The following is an 18,431-nucleotide window of genomic DNA, read 5'->3' as shown; positions in this document are numbered from 1 at the left end:
GTGCTCGATATCAGCCCGTCCGTGATGCAGGCCCTTCTGGCATTGATCGTCGTCGGCCCGCTGCTGGGTGCCGCGGCGGCCCTGCTGCCTGCGCCGCCCGGACTGAAGGGGAAGTCACCCGAGCAGGCCGTGCTGCGGCACGGGGTGACCGTCACCGGAGCGGTCCTCGTCGCCGCTGTCGTCCTCGCGCTCGGCTTCGACCGCGACCACCCGTCGACGATCCAGGCGAGCACCGACATCAGCTGGATCCCGGCGCTCGGCGTCCGCATCCACCTCGGCATCGACGGCATCTCCCTCCCCCTGCTCGTCCTGACCGCACTGCTGACCTTCCTGTGCGCGCTGTACAGCTACGCCAAGCCGCCCAGCGGCGACACCGCCCCGTCCCCGAAGGCCTTCGTCGCGCTGCTGCTGCTCATGGAGGCAGGCACGCTCGCCACCTTCGCCGTCCTCGACCTGCTGCTCTTCTTCCTCGCCTTCGAGACGGTGCTCGTGCCGATGTACTTCCTCATCGCCCGCTGGGGTGGTGCGGGCAGGCGGGCGGCCGCCTGGAGGTTCATCCTCTACACGCTCCTCGGGTCCGTCGTGATGCTGCTCGGGCTGCTGCTCGTCGGGCTCAGGGCAGGCACCTTCGACATGGTGGCACTCGCCACTGACAACGGCCGGGGGATGAGCGGATCCGTGCAGGTCATCGCCGCTTTGGCGATCGGGCTCGGGCTCGCGGTGAAGGCGCCGATGTGGCCGCTGCACAGCTGGCTGCCCGACGCGCACACCGCCGCGCCGACGGTCGGCTCCGTGCTGCTGGCCGGCGTGCTGCTGAAGATGGGCACGTACGGGTTCGTGCGGATCGTGCTGGCGATCACACCGCACGGCGCCCACACCTTCGCGCCCGCCCTCGCCGCGCTGGCCACCGTCGGCATCATCTACGGATCACTGGCCTGCCTGGCCCTTGCGAGAAGCGGCACCGGCGGCGACCTCAAGCGCCTGATCGCCTACTCGTCGGTCGGCCACATGGGCTTCGTGCTGCTCGGCATCGCCACCCTGACGCCGACCGGGCTGGACGGCGCACTGTTCGCCAACATCGCCCACGGACTCATCACCGGCCTGCTGTTCTTCCTGGTCGGCGCGGTGAAGGACCGCACGGGCAGCACCGACCTCGACACGCTGGCGACCGGCGGCGGCGCCGCGCTCTACGGACGCGCGCCGCGTCTGGGCGGCCTGGTCGCCTTCGGCGCCGTCGCCTCGCTCGGGCTGCCGGGGCTCGCCGGGTTCTGGGGCGAGATGCTGGCCATGTTCGGTGCGTTCCGGCCCGCGGCGGACCTCAACCGTCCCGCGTTCCTCGTGTTCATGGCGCTGGCCGGCCTCGGCACCCTGCTCACGGCCGGGTATCTGCTCGTCGTGGTGCGCCGGGTCTGCATGGGCCCGGGCCGGACTGCGACCACGGAGCCGGGTGCGGCGCTCCCGAGCCTGCCGGACGTGCACGCCCACGAGTTCGCCGCGTTCTCGCCGCTCGTCGCGCTCACCGTCCTGGCCGGACTGTGGCCCGCCGTGCTGCTCGGCCTCACGAACCCCGCCGTGCAGCATCTCCTCGCAGGAGGCACCCCGTGACCGAGACCGCCGCGGGCCTCGTCCAGTCCATCGACTGGTTCGCCGTCGCACCGCCCACCATCGCCGCGGTCGTCGGCCTGGCCGTCCTGGTCGCCGACCTGTTCGTCGACGACGCTCGCAAGCCTCTGCTGGGCTGGGTCTCCGTCGCGGGCCTCGCCCTGGCCGCACTCGCCCTGCTGCCCCTGCTCGACGGCGACCGGACCACCTTCTGCCGCACCGACCGCCCCGCCGTATGCAGCTACACCGCCGATCACTTCGCGGTCGTCATCCAGTTCCTGGTGCTGGGCGGTGCCCTGCTGGCCGCACTGCTGTCGATGAGCACCCTGCGGGACGCGCGGACCGGGGGCGCGCGGACCGGGGGCGCGCGGGACGCCCGGAACGAGGGCTCTAAGGGAACGCCTCAGGACGCCGCCGGCGCCATGCCCGACGGCGAGTACTGGTTCCTGCTGCTGTCGTCCGCAGCGGGCGCCGCCCTGCTGCCGGCCGCCCGGGACCTGGCCACCCTGGTCGTCGCCCTCGAGGTGGCCTCCCTGCCGGCGTTCGCCCTGGTCGGGCTCAAACGAGGTGACCGGAAGTCCGCCGACGCGGCCCTGAAGTTCTTCCTGTCGTCGGTCACCGCGACCGCGGTCACCCTCCTGGGGGCGAGCTTCGTCTACGCGGCCACCGGGAGCATGTACCTGACGGAGATCGCGAGCCGGCTCCCGCACGTCGACGGACAGCTCCAGACGCTCGCCCGCACCGGGGTCACGCTCACCCTGGTGGGCTTCGCCTTCAAGACGGCGGCGGTGCCGTTCCACTTCTGGGTGCCCGACACCTATGTGGGCGCGCCGCTGCCCATCGCCGCGTACCTGTCGGTGATCGGCAAGGCGGTCGGCTTCTCGGGCCTCATCGTCGTCACCGTGCTCGGGTTCCCGTCGTACGCGCACGTGTGGGGGCCCGCCCTGGCGGTGCTCGCCGCGCTCACCATGAGCGTGGGCAACGTCGCCGCGCTGCGCCAGCCGCCCACGCGCGCGTACAGCGCGGTCCGGCTGCTGGCCTGGTCGTCCGTCGGGCAGGCGGGCTACCTCCTGGTGCCGATCGCGGCGGCCGGGTACGCCCGGCGCACCGACGGCGTCGAGCGGGCGATCGGCTCCACGGTGGCGTACGCCCTGATGTACGCGGCGGTGAACCTCGGTGCCTTCGCCGTGGCCGCCCTGGTGGCCCGGAGCAGCCCGTACAACCGGCTCAGCGACTACCGCGGCCTGTACGCCCGCCGCCCGCTCACCGCGCTCCTCCTGGGCTTCTTCCTGCTCTGCCTGGCCGGCCTGCCGCCAGGCGTCATCGGACTCTTCGCCAAGGTCACCGTCTTCTCCGCCGCGGTCGACGCGGGGCTCGGCTGGCTCGCGGTGGTGATGGCCGTCAACGTGGTGATCGCGCTCTACTACTACCTCCAGTGGACGGCGCTCCTCTTCCGTGCGCCCGCTCCTCAGGAGGTGCCCGGCAGCGAGGCGGAAACGCCCGGCAGCGAGCCCTCCGGGGTGCCCGAGGCGGCCGGCGCGGGATCGCGTCCGGATTCCGCTTCCGCCTCTGCCGGCGCCGGGGGAAGCGCCGGTCCGCCGCCGGCCGCGGTACCCGTACCCCTCGCTGCCGCGCTCGGCTTGACGGCGCTGTTGGCGGTGGCCCTCTCAGGAGCGCCTCAGCTGATCATGCGATTTTCAGCCATCGCTCTCTTCTAGAGTCCCTTTCCGGCTACCAGGAGTCCCTTTCCCGGATACGGCAGGCGGGCCGCCGAAATCGGTGCGCGGCCCGTGCCCGCGGCGCACGGGCGTGACGGGCGTCACCCGCGCCCGCCCGGTCGGCACGCGGACCGTCCGTCCGGGGCCGCGAACACCCTCGGAGACCGTCCGGAGACGACCCGGAGATCACCCGCCCGCCGCAGGCACCAGGGAACTCGTGCCTCCTGCCCAGCGTTGACGGGTATGTGAAGGGTTCGGGAGACCAAGGCACAAGGTCTCCCCGACCGTCGACGCACCAGCATCAGCAAGCAGAGGATTCCCTGCCGCACCACCAGGAGGGCGTACTGTGCACCGCCGGCACAATGGGCTGAAAACCGCCGTACTGCTCGGGGGACTGTCCGCACTCATCCTTCTGATCGGCAGCTTCTTCGGCCGTCCAGGTCTCGTCATCGCGCTGCTCGTCGCCCTGGGCACCAATGCGTACGCCTACTGGAACAGCGACAAGCTGGCCCTGCGTGCCATGCGCGCCCGCCCGGTCAGCGAGTTCGAGGCGCCCGGCCTGTACCGCATGGTGCGCGACCTCTCCACCCAGGCACGCCAGCCCATGCCCCGCCTGTACATCTCGCCGACCGAGGCGCCGAACGCGTTCGCGACCGGCCGCAATCCGCGCAACGCCGCCGTGTGCTGCACCGAAGGCATCCTGCGCATACTCGACGAGCGCGAGCTGCGCGGTGTCATCGGACACGAGCTGAGCCATGTCTACAACCGCGACATCCTCATCTCCTCCGTCGCCGGCGCCCTCGCCTCCGTCATCATCTTCCTTGTGAACTTCGCCTGGCTGATCCCCATCGGCCGCTCGGACAACGACGAGGGCCCCGGCATCGTGGGCATGCTGCTGATCATGCTCCTGGGGCCGCTCGCCGCGAGCGTCATCCAGCTCGCCATCAGCCGTTCCAGGGAGTATGAGGCCGACGCCTCCGGCGCCCAGCTCACCGGCGACCCGCTGGCCCTGGCCAGCGCCCTGCGCAAGCTCGACGCCGGCACCCGGCAGCTGCCGCTGCCGCCCGAGCCGCGCATCGAGACGGCAAGCCACATGATGATTGCCAACCCATTCCGTCCCGGGCAGGGCATGGCCAAGATGTTCTCCACACATCCGCCCATGGCGGACCGGATCGCCCGACTGGAACAGATGGCAGGTCGCCGCCCGTGAAGACACTCCTCAACATCATCTGGCTGATCCTGGGCGGCCTCTGGCTCTTCCTCGGCTACCTCCTAGCCGGCGTGCTGCTCTGCGTGACCATCATCGGGATCCCGTTCGGCGTCGCTGCCTTCCGGATCGCCCGCTACGCCCTCTGGCCGTTCGGCTACACCACGGTGGAGCGAGCCGACGCCGGAGCACCGTCCTGCGTGGGCAACGTCCTGTGGTTGCTGCTGGCCGGCTGGTGGATCGCCCTGAGCCACATCGTCACCGGTATCGCGCAATTCGTCACGATCATCGGCATCCCATTGGCCATCGCCAATTTCAAGCTGATCCCCGTCGCGCTGATGCCCCTCGGCCGCGAGATCGTCCGCACGGACCAGCCGTTCGCACCCTCGGCCCGGTGGTAGCCCCAGCCGTGCGACCGCCGCTGTACCACGGGGCCGTGGGACCACCGCTGTACGCCCTGACGGCGTATGACGCAGACGAAACGGTCCTTCGAAAACCTGGCCGCACAGCCGGGTCGGCACCTGTGCGCCACGGCGACCGTGCCGTCACCGGAGCGTGCACCAAGGAGCCATGCGAAGCCGGCGTGGAGCCCAGACGCCCTGTCGAGCCCCCGGCACCCTCGGCAGGGCCGGCCAGCGACCCACGACCGCCCTCAGGGGTCTCCCAGCAGTCCCGCAGAGCGCCTGGGCCGCCCCCGGGCGAGCTGGAGGACCTGGAGGACCCGGAGTCGCTCAGCGCCCGCTCTGACGGCCTCTGGGCCCTCTGCGCAGACGCACAGGACCTCTTCCGGGACCCGCCCCCCGCCGCACGGGCCCTCTTCGCACTCCGCGACTGCACCCCCGAAGGCCCCCTGAGAGCAGCGCTCGCCCGCTTCGAGCCGTGCCGCGCATCCGAGACGCCCCCGTCCCACGAGGACCACGACGCAGCCCCCTCCGCCCCCCTGGGCCTGCTCGTCCTGGAGACCCTGGACGCCTCCGGCAAGCCCCTCAGCGAGTGGCAGTTGACGGACGCCCGCCTCGTGGCCGCGCGCCGCAGCGCCCACCACCCCGGGTCGTACGACCTCACCGTCGAGGCGATCGCGCACGAGGACCAGCCCGACCACCCGCACCACCCCCCGGACTCCCCGGGCCACCGGCTGCGCGGCACGAACCACCGCCCCCTGGGCCACTGCCGGGACCTGACCTGCGTACGGGAGGCGCCCCCCGACTCCGAGGAGCCTCCTATACGGCTCATCGGGTGTTCCCCCAGCGGGCTGTTGCGCACCGCGCTCGCCATCGGCGACGAGGAGCTCGGGCACGCCAAGATCCTCCGGCTCGACGAGGACGGGCAGATGCTCCAGTACGTCGCGGAGGGTGAGGTCACCGCGTGGATCCCGTCCTCGCTCGGCCGCGGGCTCGTCGACCTCACACTCGAGCCGTGGTCGCAGCGGCCCCCGAGCGCGGCCCGTGACGTGTGGACCCGGTGGAGCTCCGGCCGCCCCGGCCGGCCCAACCTGTGGGCGGACTGCGGCGTCGAAGGCAGACGCTTCTGGCTCCGGACCGCGCAGGACCACGCCATCCGCCGGTGCTCGGCCCCGCACGCCGTGGCCGGACGGACCTACCACCTGGACGGCCGGCACATCACCGACGAGCTCGGCTTCTACTGCGCGCTCGGCGAGGCGGTGCACGGCCCGGGCGGGTACTTCGGCCAGGACGCCGACACGCTCATCGACTGCCTGTGCGGCAACCGCGGAACGCTGCCCGACCCTCCGCCCACCCTCGTCTGGCATGACGCGAGCACGGCACGCGCCTGTCTCGGCGTCACCCCGCAGACGGCGCGCCCGCCGACGTTCGAGGAACTGGTGACGTTGCTCACGCGGTGCGGGGTGGAGACGGTGCTGGCCTGAGACGCCACGGCACCGGCGGAAGGGAAGTGCCCCGCGCGGGCCAGGCGTTCGTGCCAGGCCAGCGGCTTGTGTCGGGATCGGCGCCGAACGACCCGGCGCACGGTGGAGCATGCGCGCCTCGGCCGCGCACCGTCGTGCGCCGACGGGCCTCGCAACCGGTTCCGGCCCCGGTGGCGTCCTCGCTCTCGATGTCACCCGACATCAGCGCGTATTGCCAGCGGTTCGTGATCGCGCGGACATAGCATCGTCGGGGCACGCCTGTGCATGCGTGCGCCCCGTGTGGTCTTACGTGTCGGGTGGTATACGCAGCCACGTGATCGTTCTGGTCTGCTGGTCGTCCGCGTCCATGTGACGTGGGCACTTGCAGGGCGACCGGGAGGCTGACCGGGCGTCATTCCAGCGGTCGCACCCGCCCGTTGGGAACCCGTCGGCGTGTGTGAACATGTGTGCGTATGACCAACGGGTGACGTCAAGACGGTGAAATACTACGAAAGGAAGGTCCTGACCATGGGTTTCATCAGTTGGATCATCCTCGGCCTGTTTGCCGGCGCCATAGCCAAGCTCCTGCTGCCGGGACGCGACCCGGGTGGCCTCGTCGGGACCACGATCATCGGCATCGTCGGCGCCTTCCTCGGCGGTTGGATCTCTTCCACCTTCCTCGACACCGACGTCAAGAAGTCGTTCTTCAACGGCCCCACGTGGCTGTCGGCGATCGGCGGCTCGCTGGTCCTGCTGATCATCTACCGCATATTCTTCGGAAATTCGCGGGAACGATGAGGGGATTCAAATGAATGCCGCGGAAATTCCGGTGGATTTAACGGGCTGGTTCGTTCCCAGGCCGGCCTCGGGATGTCCGCTGTCGACGGGGGGCGGCGCCGTACGCGGGCGGGATTTTTCGATCTCGCGGCGATTAGGGCCCACGCTGCGAAATCGTGCGCCTCCTTGTCCGCCTTGCTATTGATCACGGGTATAGGTATACTGCCCGCCCCTCCTGAGAGCCGTACGCGGACTGATCCATAACTCATCAGGACTGCTTGATCCGGTGAACCTGGCCGGCGGCTCGTTGAATCCGGAACAGACCATTCGAAGCGTTGGTGGCCATGATCTTCGCCGGTCGCGAGGACACGCACGGTGACCTTCGCCGTAGCTGCGGATGGATATTGCAGACCATTCAGGTCTATCCCGCGCATGCTGATCCAGGTGGAAAAGTTCTGGAAGCACAGGGCGAAACTCGCAGTTTCGCCCATGTCAACCCTATTCAGGGGTGACCAGACCAATGCGCACTCCCCGCAGATCGTGACAACACGCACATAAATCAAGTGGTAATGCTCTAAAGGTGACCGCCATTAAGTCGTCTCTTGACCCACGTGGCCATGGCTGATCTTCTTAGGTGGTTGCTGTCTGGACCGCGCCTCTGCGGGAGGAGGGGCGCAAGCGTTACCAGGGGGTACAGCCGTGCGGTCAGCGTCACCCATCGGTATTACTCAACCGGAGAAAAATGAGCGACGTTCTGATCGCCGGTGTGCTCGCCGGCTATGGGATCGCGATGCCGGTGGGCGCGATCACCATTCTGATCATCACGACTTCCGCGCAGACATCCCTGCGTGCCGGTCTCGCCGGCGCGATGGGTACCGCGACGGCGGACGGGCTCTACGCCCTCATCGCCGTGACGGCCGGCGCAGCCGTGTCGGGACTGTTACGACCCGTGGCGGGACCGATACGGTGGGTGGCCGGGCTTGTGCTCATCGGAATTGCCGCAAAGAGCATCATCGGAGCATTGCGCCGTTCTCGTTCTTCGAACGACGCAAAGGTGCTCCAGGCCAAACGTCCCTTGCGGACGTACCTGGAACTCACCGGGCTCACGATCCTCAATCCGCTGACCATCATCTACTTCTCCGCGCTGGTGCTGGGTCTACGCAGTGATGCGTGGACTGTCGCGGACAGCGTTGTTTTCGTGCTCGCGGCATTCGCCGCATCCGCCAGTTGGCAGGCCGTCCTGGCTCTCGGCGGAGCGCTTGTGGGCCGTGTGCTCACCAGTGACAAGGGCCGCATGGGAACAGTCCTCATTGGAAATGGTGTGATTGTTCTCCTTGCTATTCGCCTCTTTGTTGCCTGATTGACCCGCGAGCCGCTGGCAGCATCTCACTTTTTCGGCATCCACGACGTAAGTTCGGCCAGGCCGAACTCACAGCACTAGGAGTGTGCCTGTGGAGGAACTATGTCAGCCGTACGAGTATGAGATACCGCAACCGGGGCAACAAGCAGATGTTTCACCACGAGTGGTGTGCGTGCCTGGTCCCTCGGCGATTCTGCCCGAGGGATTAGGCCTCCACGCACTCGAAACCCCGGCGGTCGAAGTCCCCATAGATTCTGTCGTAGTCGCTGATTCACCACGCAGCGCCGGCAGCAGTAATGCTCACGCCCGGGTCCTCGCGGAGGCGGAGGAGGAACTGCCTCCCATTCTCCTGCACGGTCCGACGATGCGTGTGATCGATGGCATGCACCGATTGGAGGCGGCAAAGCTGCGCGGCGCCAAGACGATCAGCGTGCGCTTCTTCAACGGAGACGAGGAGCAGGCGTTCGTCCTTGCCGTCGAAATGAACGTAAAGCACGGGCTGCCGCTCTCCCTGGCGGATCGCAAGGCTGCCGCCATGCGGATCATGAAGGCGTATCCGAACTGGTCGGACCGGGCGGTGGCAGCCAAAGCGGGACTGGCGCACAAGACGGTAGGTTCGCTGCGATGTCGGTCAAGTGGGGAACTTCCCCAGTTGACTGCTCGGGTCGGGCGCGACGGAAGGGTGCGCTCGGTGCGCGTCGGCCCGGTGCAGCCGGACGTCGGCGGTCCCGCCCCCAAGGCCAAGGCCAAGGGCAGCCAGACGGCGCGGAAGCCCACCGTCCCGCTGCTGGAGGAAGGGGCGCCGGCCACGGCTTCCCTTGCTTATCCGGCGCCCCGACCCGTTCACGCGAACACTGACTGGATGGCGAGTCTGCGCAGGCTGCGCACGGACCCGTCCCTGCGGTACACCGAGGCGGGACGCTTGGTCCTCCGGGTGTTCGATGTCCATCTGGCGGTGTCGGGGAAGTGGCACGAGATCGCCGACCTGCTCCCCGAGCACTGTCTTGATGCGCTGACCGAATTCGCGCTCAAGTGCGCCGACGACTGTCGACGCTTATCGCTTCGGCTGGAGGCGCGAAAGGGCCGGCGGCGCTGAGCCTGTCGCCCTTGGGGCTCTATCGGTCGTCCACGGGGCTGTATCAGATGTCCACCGGACGACGTGCCCTCACTCTCGATTGACCCGGGCTGCGACGAGATTCACCCATCCGTTGAGGATCCGTCGCGCATAACGCCCCATGCGCACCGCTGCCTCGCGCAGTTCATCGGTGATCTGCTGTGGACTTCCCGGACCGCATCGCTCCATGAGTTCCGTCGTGCACGCGGGGACTTCCAACCAGGCGGCGAGCAGGTCCGGGTCGACCTCCAGATGGAATTGCAATCCGTATGCCGTGGTGCCGACGCGTATGGCCTCGTGGGGACACCCCGGTGAACCCGCGAGGCTCGTGCCACCGGTGGGGCATGCGAAGTTCTCGCCATGCCACTGGAACACCGGCAGGGCTCGGGGCAGACCACCGAAGAGCGGGTCGTCGAAGGAGCCCCGTTGCAGGTCAGCGGTGTGCATGCCGTAGTGCGCAGCGGCCGGTTTCACCTCTGCACCGAGGGCGGCGGCGAGCAGCTGCGCCCCCAGGCAGACACCGAAGTAGGGAATACCTGAGTCGACTGCCGTGCGGATGTAGTCCATTTCCGCGGGAAGCCACGGCAGTGGGTCGTTCACGCTCATGGGTCCGCCCATGGCCAGGATGCCGTCCACGTCGGACACCGGGGGCGGTTGTTCACCTTCGTCGACACGTACCGGGAAAAGGGTCGCACCGCGTTCGGTGAGTAGTCGGGCGAAGGAGCCGGGCTTCTCCCAGCTCGCGTGCTGGAGTACCGCGATACGGAGAGGGCCGCCGAATCGCGTTTCATTGGCTGCGTCCACAATCGGCCTCTTTCTCTTGCGGGGCACACAGGATACGTGCATGCCAAGATTGGCAGAAGAGTCGTCAAAATGGGCGCCTGGCATTGGTTGCCGCTCGAAATCATTGGCTATACCGTCGTTAGTTGTTCGCCCTGGCGGGTCCGGGCCGTGTCTCTTCTATTGGGGGACTTCCCATGACTTACGTGATCGCGGAACCGTGTGTCGACATCAAGGACAAAGCCTGCTTGGATGTGTGCCCGGTCGACTGCATATATGAGGGCAAGAGGTCTCTGTACATCCACCCTGATGAATGTATCGACTGTCATGCGTGCGAGCCGGCCTGTCCGGTGGAGGCAATATTTCCGCTGGATGAGCTGCCAGAGAAATGGTCACCGTATGCCGAGGCCAATCGGGATTTCTTCACCGAGGTGACCGATCTGGGCAGCCCAGGTGGCGCCGCAAACACCCAGGCTCAGGACGTCGATCATCCCGTTGTCGTCAACCTGGCCACTCGGGCCTAGGACGGAAGGAACGCACGTGGCAGACAAGAAATGGCAGGAAGTAGGTTATCCGGCTCGTCTCGAGGAGCGACTCCCCGACGATGTCGTCCGGTGTCACCTGAGCCCCCGCAACTGTCGGATCAGGCCGGGCCAGCACGGTTTCTGCATGGTGCGGGCGAACCGTGACGGGCGACTGGTTTCGCTGAACTACGGCCGGTCGGTGCACGCGACCGAGGAAACCATCGAGACCGAGGCCGTATTCCATTACGAGCCGGGTGCCCGCATTCTCTCGATGGGCAACATCGGCTGCATGCTGAACTGCGACTACTGCCACAACTGGAAGACGTCGCAGGCCCGGTACGTGGAAGACAAGGACGTCTACTACTACACGCCGGAACAGGTTGTGGACATCGCCAAGCGCCACAACATCAGCGTGATTTCGTGGACGTACAACGACCCGGTGGTGTGGCACGAGTTCGTGGTGGAGACGGCGGCCCTGGCCAAGGAGGCCGGCATCGTCAATCTCTACAAGTCGGCGTTCTTCATCTCCGAAGAGGCGATCGACGAGCTCATACCGGTCATCGACATCTTCTCCGTGTCGATCAAGTCGATCGACCCGAAGTACTACCGGAAGATCACCAAGGGCTGGCTGGAGCCGGTCCTGGACGGCACCGCGAAGGTGTACCAGGCGGGTAAGCACGTCGAGGTCTCGACGCTGATGGTCACCGACCTGAGCGACAACGAGAAGACCGCCCACGACATCGGGGCGTTCGTGCTCGACCGGCTCGGTCCCGAGGTGCCGACGCACTACGTGCGGTTCCACCCGGACTACAAGATGACCAACACCATCCGGACGCCCATCGACCGGCTGGAGGCCGCCCGCCGGGTGGGCCTGGACATGGGCCTGCGCCATGTCTACCTGGGCAACGTGTACGACACCGAGTCCACCAACACCAGGTGCCACAGCTGTGGCGAGCTGCAGATTACCCGTTACGGCCTGAACGCAAACATTCTGGCCGTCAACGAGCAGGGCAAGTGCACCAAGTGTGGTGCCGACGCCAACATCAAGCGCATTCCGGGCGGAGTCGCCACGCAGAGCACCGTCGCGGAGCTGCCGGCCGCCGCCGACCTGGAGACCGCCACGTTCGACTGGTACGGCGACGTGCGGGCGCTGCACGTCCAGATCCGGAACGACGGCACCGAGACGCAGCGGATCTACCACCGGCGCAACCGGGGCACGGGCGGCACCCCCTGGACGGTGCTCGAGCTCCAGCCCAAGGAGAGCTACCGGTTCATCGCCGCCAAGTCCTCGCTGGACGAGCGCGGTGTGGCCGTCGCCGTGCCGCCGACCTGCACCTCCTCGCTGCACCAGGTCTTCGACCGTGCGCACTTCCCGACCACGGAGGCCGACAGCGGTTCGCTGAACGCGGACGTCACGCCCCTGCCGCTGTTCGAGGCACGCGGCTGAGAAAAGCGAAAGGAAGGAACATGACCGTCAGCGAGAAGAGAGAGGAATTCCCCGACCTCGTCATCGTCAAAGGCGCCGACGTCGAGAGCAGGGAGGCCTTCCCCAACCTCACCCGGCGCGTCCTGGCCCACAACGAGGACCTCATGCTGGTCGAGCACGTGATGGCGGAGGGGTCGGTGTTCCCCCTGCACAGCCACCCGCACGTGCAGCTGGCCTACCTGGTGTCCGGGCACATCAAGGTGGTGGCAGGCGACCAGGAGTTCGAGGCGCGCGGCGGCGACAGCTTCGTCGTCAGGGGCGGCATCGAGCACCAGGTCCACGCCATCGAGGAATCGGTCGCCCTGGACCTCTTCACCCCGGTCCGGGAGGACTACGTGGACTGGGTGAACGAGGCCTCGTGACCCCGACCGCGTGAAAGACCGCCGGGGCGGCCCGTCCGACCCCGGCGGCCATCCGCTCCCCGTCCTGCCGTGGCACGCACGCTGTCCGCCCCCCAGGGGGCGGGCCCGCGGTGCCCCAGGCGCCTGCGCAGGACCCCATGGGCACTGGCACGCAGCAGAGCCCCCTCCGGAAGTGCACCGGGGGAACCCGACCGCCCCTGTACGGCCCCCGGCGCACCCGGGGGCGCCTCCCACGTCCACGGGGCGGTGGGGATCGGCGGGAGAGCGACGGGCGTGACGAGAGCGTGACGACGGGGCCCGGTCCTGGCGCCGGCCCCATCTCGACGACTGCGACGACTGCGACGACTGCAAGAAAGTGGGGAAGGCTTGTGACACAGGCGCTGATCCGGCAACCGCCGGAGACCCGACGCCCGGCGAGGCTGCTGGAAATGGTGGTGGGCCCCACCGCGCCGCCGCCTTCGGTACTGGAGCGAATCGCTGCACCCGCGCCGCCGCTGACCGATCTGGAGTTCATCGCGGAGTTCGGGCGCTGCCTCGTCCGCCTCCGCGAGCTCATCGGCTCGACGTCCGCGGCCGTGGCGGTGGTCCCCGGCAGCGGCACCAACGGAATGGAGAGCCTCGCGGTCAGCCTGCTGAAGCCGGAGGTTCCCGTCCTGGTGGCCTCCACCGGCATGTGGGGCGACCGATGGCGCGACATCTGCCTACGCCATCACATTCCCGTGCGCGCCCCCAGGTTCGCCGCGGGCCGCGCCCCCGACCTGGAGCTGGTGGAGAAGCTGCTCTCCCGCGAGCAGTACCAGGCGGTGCTGGTGGCGCACGTCGACTCCAGCAGCGGCGTACGGACCGATCTCGCCGAAGTGACCGAGCTGGCCCACCGGCACGGGGCGCTCTGCCTCGTGGACGGGGTGTCGGCGATAGGCGCCGAGCAGATCGAGTTCGACGAGTGGGGCGTGGACGCCTACCTCGGCGGGCCCCCGAAGGGCCTGGCCAGCGCCCCGGGCCTGGCGATGTACGCGCTGAGCGAGCGTGCCGTCGAGCTGTTGAACGACCGGACGTGGCAGCGCCCGACCTTCTCGCTCGACCTCGGCCCGTGGCTGCCCGTCATGGACGCCATGGAACGCGGCGTGTTCGGCTACTTCCAGTCACCCGCCGGCAATCTGGTGCTCGGCCTGTCCGAGGCCCTGCGACTGGCGCTGGAAGAGGGCAGGGAAGCCCGGGTGAACCGGCACGCGAGCCTGCGCGACAAGCTCCACGCCGGAATGGCGGAGGCCGGGTTGGACCTGCTCGTTCCGGAACCGGCCGAACGTGCCAACGGGGTGACCGTCGGCATCCTGCCGGAGGGCATGACAGAGGCGGAGTTCCTCAGCGCCGTCACCGCGCACGGCGTGCTGCTGAACCCGGGCACGTTCTCGCCGCTGGGCCGCCGGACCTTCCGGATCGGTCACCTGGGCACCGTGAACGACGAGGACATCGCCCGAACCGTCGCCGCGGTCCAGGCAGTCATGGCTACGCAAGGGAGTAAGGCATGACAACGCGGACGATCGCCGCCCGACTCGTCGAGCACGGCGCCGTGCCGGTGGTCGAGGAGGTCGAGCTGGCCGAGCCGGGCGTCGGCGAGGTCCTCGTCGACATGTGCTACGGCAGTCTCAACCCCCTGGACACGTACGTCATCCAGGGAGCGGTCGGTGGCCAGGCGGCCCTGCCGCGCACCGTGGGCGTCGAGGGCGTGGGCCTGAGCGAGGGCCGGCCGGTCGTCGTGCACGGCGGCGGGCTCGGCGTCATCTGGGACGGCGTGTGGGCCGGGAAGGTCGTGGCGCCCAAGGACGCCCTGGTCCCGGTGCCGTCCTCGGTGTCGCTGGAAGCGGCGGCGGCCGCCGCGGTCGTCGGCACCACCGCCATCCGGGCCGCCGTCGACGTGGGCCGGGTCAGCGCCGTCGACCGGGTCCTGGTGCTGGGCGCCACGGGCGGTGTGGGGCAGGCGGTCATCAGCCTGGCCCTGTCGGCCGGGGCACAGGTCTGGGGCCAGACGGCCAGCGCCGACAAGGCGAAGGCCATCACGGACCTGGGCGCCGACCCCGTCCAGGCCGCCTCGCCTGAGGAACTCCTCCAGGAGGCCGACGAGATCGTGCCCACCGTGGTCTTCGACGCGCTCGGCGGCGGCTACACGGTGGCCGCGGTGGAACTCCTCACCGAGCACGGGCGACTCGTCAGCTACGGCGCCAGCGCCGGCGCCGAGAGCACGCTGCCGATCCGGACCGTCTACCGCAAGAACCTCACCATCTCCGGCTACGGCGGGATGGGGGAGTCGCCCGACCGGCTGCGCGGCGGCACGGAGCTGGCGCTGCGCGCACTCGCCGACGGGAGCATGACGATCCCCGTCCACGAGGTCCGTCCGCTTCAGGAGGTCGGCACCGCCCTCGCGACCCTCAAGGGCCGAGGCGGCGCCGGGAAGATCCTGCTCGACCTGCGCGACGGGACGTCCGCGACGGCGTGATGCGGGCCGGCCCGCCCGACGCGGCGGGGGCGGCCCGAGGGGTCACACCAGAAGGCCGTTCCGGAGGAAGGAGTCCGAGATCTTCTCCGATTCGAAGACGCCGTTCCGCTCGAACAGCCGCAGGGTGGCCGCCGCGGCGGCGCGCATGTCCGCGTTGATGCGTGCGGTCGGGTACGACTCCTCGATCACCCCCAGGACGGACTCCCGGTCCAGGCAGGTGTGCTGGAGCATGGCCGTCATCGCGTCCACGTCGGGCTTGAGGAAGGCCACGACGAACTCCGGCAGGAGCGTGCCGACCAGCTCCTTGTGCCGGCGGTCCAGCTGCGGCCAGGCGTATTCGAAGAACCGCGAGAAGAACGCGTGATGCCGGCCTTCGTCCTCGGCGTGGTCGGCGATCGTCTCGCGGACGGCGGTGCACACCCGGTGGTCCTTCGGGATGCCGCCGAGGATGCCGGAGATCAGCGTCTCCGACACGACGGTGAAGAAGAGGTCGGCCAGTGGCCGCACGGCAGGGTCGAGTTCGGTCTTGACGGCCCTGAGACGGGAGAGGAAGTAGGGCTCCCCCACCACGGCCGGCTTCTCCTTCGTCACCGATACCACCTGGCACTGGAGGTCGTCGGAGAACTGCGCGTGCCAGGCCTCGTCCGTACATATCTTGTACGAGTCGCGGATCATTTCAGGCGGCAGCTCGAATCCGGTCCGCCGGCGACTGATGAGCTGTGTGACGGGCGTGATGACAAGCTGCTCCAGATCCTCGGTGAAATCGAGGTAGACATGGAGCCGCTGGAGTAACAGGCTGTTGATGACCTGCTGTTCCTGTTCCCTGACCAATGGGTGGTAGAGCACCGGAACGAGTTCCGGCGGGAAGAACACCTTTCCCTGTTCGAGCTCCTCCAGTGTGCGACGCGGCTTTGCGCGGACACTGGATCTCTTTTCCCAACTGCTGAAACTGGAGCGATAGGGATTAGGGGAGTCTAGGGATTCTGTACCAGAAGTCATCAACAACCTCCCGGAAGGCAAGTTTGCGAACGCCGCAAAGCCCGATGAATCGATGCTAACAACGAACCGAACAGAGGAGTCAAGGATGAGTGGGCCTTCGCGCGGGTGGCCGGTCGACACATCGATCGTGGAGAAGCTCAAGAGCGCCTACACAGGTGCTCTCACCGATATCCTGGACGGGCTCGGGTATGTGAAGCAGAGCCTTTCCGGCGATTTCCTGTTCCAGGACCCGACCATGCGCATGGTCGGTCCCGTATACCCCGTCGAGTGCAAGCCCAATCCGTTGGCGGTCTCCCATGGCAAGAGCGCCAGGGGCCTATTCGAAATGCTGAGTTCGGTGCCTGCCGACCACATCGCGGTGGTGCAGATGAACGGCATCGACGCCTCGATCTTCGGCGACCTGTCCATCACCGCGTTGCAGAGTCGCGGTGCCGGCGGCGCCCTCATCGACGGCGGCGCGCGTGACCTGCACTCGGTGCACGAGATGGGCTTCCCGGTGATCTCGAAGTTCGTGCGCCCGCAGGGCTTCATCCAGCGCGGTGACTGGGTCAGCTGGGGAGAGGAGCCGGTGCACATCGAGGGCGTGCGCATCGCGCCCGGCGACTACCTGGTCGCGGACGGCTCGGGCGTGGTGATCGTGCCTCAGGAGATCGCGGCGAAGGTCGCGGACGAGGCGACCGCGGTCGCCACCAAGGAGGAGTCCCTCCGGGACGCCGTGCGATCCGGCATGAGCCCGCTGGAGGCTTTCGAACGCTACCTGGTCAACGGTGAGACGCGGGTGCTCACCAACCCGCCCGACACCCGGCAGGCGCCGGAGCGCCGCAGCTCCGGGTGCTGCGGCGACCGCAAGGCGGCACAGCAGGCCGAGCGCGCCAGGCCCGCGACAGCGGCCCTCCAGTCGACCCCGCGCGCCACCGTCGACGTCACCACCCCCCGGCCCTACAAGGGACGCGTACCGGAGGGTGACCTCACGCGGCGGGCCGGTGTCGAGCAGCTCGAAGAGCGCGGAGTCGACGTCATCGAACTGCGCGAGAAGCTGATCGACGCCGCGGCGGCCGAGTTCACCACGTACTACTACTACACGGTGCTGCGCCACTTCCTGGCCGGCAAGGAGGACTACAAGGCGATCGCCGAGGACGCCCGGCTCGAGGACCGGTCGCACTTCGAGCTCATCACCCCCCGCATCTTCGAGCTCGGCGGCACCATCCCGTTCGACATCAGGGACTTCGCCGACCGGGCCGGCTGCCCCGACGCCTTCCTGCCGAACACCAACAACGGCCGCCTCAGCTGGGGCGCCGACGGCGAGGACGCCGTCAGCCCGGCGAGCGCGACGGAGATCCTCACGGTGCTGCTGGAGGCCGAGCGCTGCGCGGTGCGCTCCTGGTGGGAGATCTGCGACCTGACGTTCGGCAAGGACCCGCGCACCTACGAACTGGCCATGCGCATCCTGAACGAGGAGGTCGAGCACGAGGCGTGGTTCATCGAATTGCTGAGCATGGAACGAGACGGCGTGTCGCGTCCCTCGGGCCACTTCAAGCGGGGAGCAGTGGGTGACGCACCCTGGAGCAGGAACCGACCCTTCGACCACCCCTGATGAGGAGAGCTTCCCGATACGCGTCGAATTCGAAGGCGCCGTCTGGGACATCCGGGCATTCCGCGGGGAGCCCCTGCTGGACGCGGCGGAACGCCACGGCCTGAGACTTCCCAGGACCTGCCGGCAGGGATGGTGCACCAAGTGCGCGGCACGAATAACGGAAGGCCGGGCGGAACATTCGTCGGCCCGCCGGTTCTACCAGGCCGACGAGGACGCCGGGTTCGCGCTGTTGTGCTCGGCGCGCGCACTGTCCCCGATGCGTGTGGTGGCCGGTCAGCACCCGGCTTTCCGGGAGCACCGCATTCGTAACGGGCTACCGGTGCCCCGTACGTGACCGGTTCGGGTCGTCGGGAAGGGACAGGGAGGGACGGGAAGGGAAACGTGGAGGATACGGGGGGGGGATTCCCCCCCCCGTATCCTTTGCCGTTCCCTTCCTTCGCCTTCCTTCGCCTTCCTTCTCTCTCCCCCCCCCCCTGCCCCCCCCCCCCCCCCCCCCTTGCGGTCATATCGGGAGAGCACACCTCTCAAATCCCCGCCCCATACTCCCTCC

General features: G+C 68.4%; 17 protein-coding genes. 15 read left to right on the top strand and 2 right to left on the bottom strand.

Translation table 11 applies throughout. The annotated features are described in order from the left end of the window. The 8 genes from NQO67_RS38635 to NQO67_RS38600 all read left to right on the top strand — a co-directional run bounded on the left by NQO67_RS38635 (position 1) and on the right by NQO67_RS38600 (position 9,624). Complete coding sequence (locus tag NQO67_RS38635) at positions 1–1,605, top strand: complex I subunit 4 family protein (RefSeq protein ID WP_255955174.1); 1,605 nt, start codon at positions 1–3, stop codon at positions 1,603–1,605. Further along, entirely contained in the window at positions 1,602–3,320 is a 1,719-nt protein-coding gene (locus NQO67_RS38630; protein ID WP_255955173.1) for an NADH-quinone oxidoreductase subunit N, read from the top strand. The genes NQO67_RS38635 and NQO67_RS38630 overlap by 4 nt, the downstream gene beginning before the upstream one ends. A gap of 346 nt (positions 3,321–3,666) precedes the next feature. Continuing rightward, the gene (htpX, locus tag NQO67_RS38625; protein ID WP_255955172.1) at positions 3,667–4,530 is read left to right on the top strand and encodes a zinc metalloprotease HtpX; all 864 of its coding nucleotides are present in this window, start codon (positions 3,667–3,669) and stop codon (positions 4,528–4,530) included. Next, positions 4,527–4,928 carry a YccF domain-containing protein gene (locus NQO67_RS38620; protein WP_255955171.1) on the top strand — a complete coding sequence of 134 codons (402 nt, stop codon included), beginning with the start codon at positions 4,527–4,529 and terminating at the stop codon, positions 4,926–4,928. Before htpX ends, NQO67_RS38620 begins: the two co-directional genes overlap by 4 nt. A gap of 854 nt (positions 4,929–5,782) precedes the next feature. Then, complete coding sequence (locus NQO67_RS38615) at positions 5,783–6,412, top strand: barstar family protein (RefSeq protein ID WP_255955170.1); 630 nt, start codon at positions 5,783–5,785, stop codon at positions 6,410–6,412. 507 nt (positions 6,413–6,919) lie between these two features. Then, a complete protein-coding gene (locus tag NQO67_RS38610; RefSeq protein ID WP_255955169.1) occupies positions 6,920–7,189 on the top strand; it encodes a GlsB/YeaQ/YmgE family stress response membrane protein in 270 nt (89 codons plus the stop codon). Between the two features lie 721 nt (positions 7,190–7,910). Next, entirely contained in the window at positions 7,911–8,528 is a 618-nt protein-coding gene (locus NQO67_RS38605; RefSeq protein ID WP_255955168.1) for a LysE family transporter, read from the top strand. Between the two features lie 364 nt (positions 8,529–8,892). Beyond that, positions 8,893–9,624 (top strand): ParB/RepB/Spo0J family partition protein, encoded by a 732-nt coding sequence (locus tag NQO67_RS38600; protein WP_445195118.1) that lies wholly within the window; start codon positions 8,893–8,895, stop codon positions 9,622–9,624. 69 nt (positions 9,625–9,693) lie between these two features. Here the strand turns inward: NQO67_RS38600 and NQO67_RS38595 are convergent, their stop codons facing one another. Further along, positions 9,694–10,488 (bottom strand): type 1 glutamine amidotransferase, encoded by a 795-nt coding sequence (locus NQO67_RS38595; RefSeq protein WP_255955166.1) that lies wholly within the window; start codon positions 10,486–10,488, stop codon positions 9,694–9,696. A gap of 131 nt (positions 10,489–10,619) precedes the next feature. Between NQO67_RS38595 and fdxA the strand changes: the two genes are divergently transcribed. From fdxA to NQO67_RS38570, 5 genes are all read left to right on the top strand, one after another. After that, entirely contained in the window at positions 10,620–10,946 is a 327-nt protein-coding gene (gene fdxA / locus NQO67_RS38590) for a ferredoxin (RefSeq protein ID WP_255955165.1), read from the top strand. A 16-nt stretch (positions 10,947–10,962) separates the two neighbouring features. Further along, complete coding sequence (amrS, locus tag NQO67_RS38585; protein ID WP_255955164.1) at positions 10,963–12,393, top strand: AmmeMemoRadiSam system radical SAM enzyme; 1,431 nt, start codon at positions 10,963–10,965, stop codon at positions 12,391–12,393. Between the two features lie 20 nt (positions 12,394–12,413). Beyond that, positions 12,414–12,794 (top strand): cupin domain-containing protein, encoded by a 381-nt coding sequence (locus tag NQO67_RS38580; RefSeq protein ID WP_255955163.1) that lies wholly within the window; start codon positions 12,414–12,416, stop codon positions 12,792–12,794. A 368-nt stretch (positions 12,795–13,162) separates the two neighbouring features. Next, on the top strand, positions 13,163–14,323 hold the full coding sequence (locus NQO67_RS38575) for a pyridoxal-phosphate-dependent aminotransferase family protein (RefSeq protein ID WP_255955162.1): 1,161 nt from the start codon (positions 13,163–13,165) through the stop codon (positions 14,321–14,323). Further along, positions 14,320–15,288: a quinone oxidoreductase family protein gene (locus NQO67_RS38570; protein ID WP_255955161.1), complete on the top strand. Its 969-nt coding sequence runs from the start codon at positions 14,320–14,322 to the stop codon at positions 15,286–15,288. The genes NQO67_RS38575 and NQO67_RS38570 overlap by 4 nt, the downstream gene beginning before the upstream one ends. Before the next feature lie 42 nt (positions 15,289–15,330). On the opposite strand, the gene NQO67_RS38565 is transcribed toward NQO67_RS38570, so the two are convergent. Further along, entirely contained in the window at positions 15,331–16,287 is a 957-nt protein-coding gene (locus NQO67_RS38565; RefSeq protein ID WP_305126794.1) for a diiron oxygenase, read from the bottom strand. Positions 16,288–16,372: 85 nt separating this feature from the next. Here NQO67_RS38565 and NQO67_RS38560 point away from each other — a divergent pair, with 85 nt between their 5' ends. Continuing rightward, on the top strand, positions 16,373–17,881 hold the full coding sequence (locus NQO67_RS38560; protein ID WP_255955159.1) for an RraA family protein: 1,509 nt from the start codon (positions 16,373–16,375) through the stop codon (positions 17,879–17,881). Further along, a complete protein-coding gene (locus NQO67_RS44710) occupies positions 17,838–18,215 on the top strand; it encodes a 2Fe-2S iron-sulfur cluster-binding protein (RefSeq protein ID WP_374119271.1) in 378 nt (125 codons plus the stop codon). The genes NQO67_RS38560 and NQO67_RS44710 overlap by 44 nt, the downstream gene beginning before the upstream one ends. The last annotated feature ends 216 nt before the right edge of the window (positions 18,216–18,431 follow it).

The sequence above is a fragment of the Streptomyces odontomachi genome, from assembly GCF_024435355.1.
GTDB classification, from domain to species: domain Bacteria; phylum Actinomycetota; class Actinomycetes; order Streptomycetales; family Streptomycetaceae; genus Streptomyces; species Streptomyces odontomachi.
The sequence above is the reverse complement of the archived record's forward strand: the minus strand, read 5'-3'. Positions and strand labels throughout refer to the sequence as shown.